Origin of the sequence: Actinacidiphila cocklensis (assembly GCF_907177275.1) — a bacterium.
GTDB lineage: Bacteria > Actinomycetota > Actinomycetes > Streptomycetales > Streptomycetaceae > Actinacidiphila > Actinacidiphila cocklensis.
On sequence record NZ_CAJSLV010000003.1, the window covers coordinates 1 to 3,253 of the forward strand.

Genomic DNA, 3,253 nt, shown 5'->3' on the forward strand with positions numbered 1-3,253 from the left:
GGTGGGGGAAAGTCCCGGCGGAGTTCGTGCGGCCACCCGGCGGGCGAAAGCGGCCCGGGCCAGCCGGGCACCGCGAGGCGGGGGCAACGCGGGGCGCCGCAGGCCCGGCAAGGCGACCTGGACGATCAGCGGCATCGCCGCGGCCGCGGTGGTCACCGTGGTCGCGGTCGCGGCCGGCGGCCAGCTCACCGGCCGGGACCGCGACACGCCCTCGCCCGACCCCGGCGGTGACACCCCGAGCCGTTCGAGCGACGACTCCGCGCCTGGCGCCACCCCGAGCGCCACGCCGAGCCCGATCCGGACGGTCGCCCCGATCGGCTACGACCAGCTGATGGACCTGCAGTATCCGCTGGAGCCCGACCTGCAGCTGTCCGGCGCCTTCACCACCGTCCCCGGCCACCAGGCCGCGCCCGGCAAGGGCAAGGTGATGACCTTCCGGGTCGACGTCGAGCAGGGACTCCCGCTGGACGGACGGCTGTTCAGCGACACGGTCTTCAAGACCCTGAACGACGAGCGCAGTTGGGGTCACGGCGGCACCATGTCCTTCGAGCGGGTCTCGACCGGGCACGCCGACATCGTCGTGACGCTGGCCAGCCCCGGCACGACGGCCAAGTGGTGCGCCAAGTCCGGCCTCGACACGACCGTCCAGAACGTCTCGTGCGATGCGGCGTCCACGCCGCGGACCATGATCAACGCGTTCCGGTGGGCGCAGGGCGCCGACACCTACGGGCCGCAGCTCATGCACGAGTACCGGCAGATGCTGATCAACCACGAGGTCGGGCACCGGTTGGGGCACAACCACGTGGGCTGCCCGCGGGCCGGCGCCCCGGCCCCGGTCATGATGCAGCAGACCAAGTTCCTCTCGCTCAACGGCGGCCCGACCTGCCGGCCCAACCCCTGGCCGTTCCCGTAGCCCGGCGCCGCCGCAGCCCGCTCGTCCCCTGAGGGGGCGCCCTCTTCAGCGGGGGATGGCACCAACGCCCGGCGTTGGGAGAAGTTACGCCCGTTCACCCCTTTTGGTGGTGTCGCGGACATCCGTCCGCCGCCGTGCCCGCAGTGCGCAATACGGTCGTCGCGCCGGGCGGGACACCACCCCGTCCGGCCCGAGGACCAGGCTGAGGACGAGAGGGAGCGGACCCGTGCGGATTGGATTACTTACCGAGGGTGGTTATCCGTACGCAAGAGGTGAGGGTGGCGCATGGTGCGACCGCCTCGTCAGGGGCCTGGCCCACCACGACTTCGACGTCTACGCCCTGAGCCGCTCCCCGCGGACGGAGTCCGCGGGCCGGGTCGAGACCCCGTCGCAGGTGCGCCGCGTGCGCCACGAGCGCCTCTGGGGCGAGCCCGCTCCCGTCGCACCCGGCGGCATCGGCCGCTCCGCCGCCAAGGCCCGGCGCGCGGCCTTCCGCAGCGGCTTCCGGGACCTGGCCACCGCCCTGGCCGGCGGTACGGCGATGGGCACGGCCGAGCGGGCGGACCGTTTCGCCACCGGCCTGTACGCCCTCGCGGACCTCGCGGTGGAGACCGCGGGCGCCCTCCCGGCGATGCTGCGCGGCGACGACGCGGTCGCGGAGCTGGAGGCGGCCTGCCGCGCGCCCGGCGTACGCCCGGTGCTCGGCGACATCGTCGTCACCGAACTCCTCACCGCCGCCGATCTGCTGGAGCGCCAGCTGCGCCCGCTGTCGGCCCCCTGGTACGGCCCCGACGAGCTGGGGGCGGCCGATGTGTGCCACGCGGTGTCCGGCGGCCCCGCGGCCTTGCCGGGGCTGCTGGGCAAACGGTTCTGCGGCACCCCGCTGATCGTCACCGAGTACACCGTCCGTGCCCGGGAGGCGCTGCTCGCCCACCGGGCCGCCGGGCTGCCCCCTGCCGTCCGCGCCCTGCTCGGCGACCACTTCCGGCTGCTGGCCGGCGAGACCTACCGGCAGGCCGCGCTGATCACGCCCGGATCCACGCATGTGCGGCGCTGGCAGGAGCGGTGCGGTGCGCCCCGGGAGCGGATGCGGACGATCCACCCCGGGATCGACGCCGGCCGGTTCGCCCGGGCCGGTGCGGCCGCGGAGGCGGCGGCCCAGGCCGACGAGCAGGCCGCGCACGCGGACCCGACGGTGGCGTGGGTCGGCCGGGCGGACCCGGCCAAGGACCTCATCGCGCTGCTGCACGCCTTCCACGCGATACGGCGTGAGGAGCCGCAGGCCCGGCTGCGGATCTTCCACCTGCGGGCGGTGGACGGGCGGGCCGCCGGCTACCTGGACCACTGCCGCACGCTCGCCGCCCAGCTCTTCCCCGACGAGGCAGCCGACGCGCACGCCGTCGGCGAGAACCCGGTCAGCTTCGAGGAGATCGGCTCGCCCGGCGCCCCTGAGCCCGCGGACGCCTACGCGGCGGGCGACGTGGTGGTCCTGTCCAGCAGCGCGGAGGGCTTCCCGCTCAGCCTGGTCGAGGCGATGTTCTGCGGGCGGCCCACGGTGTCCACGGACGTGGGGGCGGTACGGGAGGTCATCGGCGGCACCGGGCTCGTCGTGCCGCCGCGCAACCCGAAGGCGCTGGCCGAGGCGACGCTCGACCTGCTGCGCGGGCCGGAACGCGCGGCCCGCCTCGGCGCGGCGGCCAGGGAGCGGGCGCTGGCCCTCTTCACGGTCACCACCTGCGTGGACGCCTTCCGCGACAGCTACCTGGACGTGATGGCGCACCACCCCGTGCGCCGCCTCCCGCTGCTCGACGCGCAGGGCGCTCCGCGCCCCTTCACCGCGCCCGCGGAGTCGGTCTCGCCGACCCGCCTGGCCCCCACCCCGGCCCACCCGGCCTGGACCGCCGTCCCCGCCACCCGCCCCTGACCCCCGGAGCCCGCATCCATGTCCCCCCACCCCCCCCCCCCCCCCCGCCCCCCCCCCCCCCCCCCCCCCCCCCCCCCCCCCCCCCCCCCCCCCCCCCCCCCCCCCCCCCCCCCCCCCCCCCCCCCCCCCCGCCCCCCCCCCCCCCGCCCCCCCCCCCCCCCCCGCCTCGACGACGCCCCCCCGACCCTCCTCCCGATACCCGACCCGCCCCCCACCGCGGAGCTGCGGGCACCAGCGGCCCGGCCCGGCGACGCCCCGGCGCTCGGGGACGGGGATGACGAGGCGGACCTCGCGCTCCCGGGCGCGGCCGGGGCCGCGGACGCCGGGCTCGGCGATGCGCCCGACCCGGCCGAGGAGCCGCCGGCCGCCCGGACCGGTGGCGCGGATGTCGAGGCGGGTCTCGACCAGCCGAGCGC

General features: G+C 77.1%; 2 protein-coding genes. Both read left to right on the plus strand.

Annotation, left to right across the window (positions count from 1 at the left end; genetic code table 11):
* The coding region (locus tag NFU81_RS02825; protein ID WP_251484602.1) for a DUF3152 domain-containing protein at positions 1-913 on the plus strand (913 nt) is incomplete at its 5' end.
* Between the two features lie 226 nt (positions 914-1,139).
* On the plus strand, positions 1,140-2,837 hold the full coding sequence (locus tag NFU81_RS02830; RefSeq protein WP_251484605.1) for a DUF3492 domain-containing protein: 1,698 nt from the start codon (positions 1,140-1,142) through the stop codon (positions 2,835-2,837).
* Positions 2,838-3,253: the final 416 nt, after the last annotated feature.